Source organism: Devosia psychrophila (genome assembly GCF_000971275.1).
GTDB lineage: Bacteria > Pseudomonadota > Alphaproteobacteria > Rhizobiales > Devosiaceae > Devosia > Devosia psychrophila.
The window spans coordinates 1-1,318 of record NZ_LAPV01000044.1 but is presented as its reverse complement, the minus strand read 5'-3'; the positions used below and the strand labels follow the sequence as shown (position 1 = coordinate 1,318).

The window sequence follows — 1,318 nt, the reverse complement described above, 5'->3', positions numbered from 1 at the left end:
ATGCGATATGCTGTGGTCAGATCGCGAGAGTCTGACAGGTCTGGGCGCCACGCTGCCAGCGTTCGAACAAGTTGCATGCGCGTCACGGAGCGCAGCACCTGGCGGAGGTCATCCGGCGCAGCGACGATCGTTGCCTGGATGAGTTGAAGGGCTGTGCACCGTGCCGATACGGCCGTTTTTCGGCAGACTTTCAGGACGCGGAGCGCTTCGATCATACCATCGCGGCTCTTGGGGGTGACAGTACGGATTCCGGCATAGGCCGCATGGGCGGCATTTTCGGCATCGAAGGTATCATCCTTGCCTCGTTTGCGGCGATCGGTTCTGTCCGGTTTCGTGACCTCCAGCACTGTAACGCTGGCCTGCTGCATGTATCTGAGCAGACCAGCTCCATAGGTTCCGGTGCATTCGATGCCAACGCGCTCGAGCTCACCATACGAGCGCATCCAGGTGAGCATCTGTTTATATCCCTGCCGGGTGCTGGCGAAGCAGCCGCTGCCCAGGACCCGGTCACGCTCGTCAACTACAGCGGCGATGTGAAGATCTTTGTGGGTATCGACGCCGCCAACAACAAGGCGTCGCGCGTCGTCAGGTTCTTCTTCCATGAATATACTCCGGTTGCCGACCAACATGACGGCTCGGCCGTGACCGGATTCCTGGACAAGACCGTAAGAAGACAGTGCGTCAGGCCCTTCTTGAGAGCCCGATTCAAAAGTTATTCAATGAGTTGAAAGTCGTGCGATTCTTCGGGTGAGCATGCGGATGCTGGCGATGGTTGCCCAAGCGGTTGAGCTTTCGATGGATCGTTCCCAGTCCTTCGCGAGGCGGCGGCACCGGCCGAGCCATGCGAAGGTGTGTTCGACCACCCAGCGCCGGGGCAAAAGCACGAAACCTTTCGCGGTGTCGGATCGCTTGATGATCTCCAGGGTCCAGCTTCCATGGGCCTGGAGAGCGGCTTTGAGTTTGTCCCCTGCATAGCCGCCATCGGCAAAAACATGGCGCAGCCAGGGGAAGCGATATCGGATGGCTTTGAGGACATCGACGGCCCCATCCCGGTCTTGGATATCGGCGGCGTGGACCAGGATGAATACCAGGAAGCCGCAGGTGTCGGTGATGTTATGCCTTTTGCGACCCTTCACTTTCTTGCCCGCGTCATAGCCGGAAATCCCGCCGCTCTCAGTGGTCTTGACGCTCTGGCTGTCGATGACGCCCGCGCTGGGCGAAGCATCGCGGCCGGCCTGCTGGCGCGCCGCCATCACCAGCAGGTGGTTGATCGTCGGCAGCAGGCCACTGTCCCGCCAGTCGTAGGAGTGGCTGCGCA

General features: G+C 60.3%; 2 protein-coding genes. Both read right to left on the bottom strand.

The features are described from left to right. Window positions 1-602, bottom strand: a 602-nt coding sequence (locus WH91_RS04235; RefSeq protein ID WP_046169773.1) for an IS110 family transposase, incomplete at its 3' end; no start/stop codon positions are given. A 114-nt stretch (window positions 603-716) separates the two neighbouring features. Beyond that, window positions 717-1,318 (bottom strand): IS5 family transposase (locus WH91_RS04230; protein ID WP_046169772.1); only part of this gene is annotated, 602 nt, incomplete at its 5' end.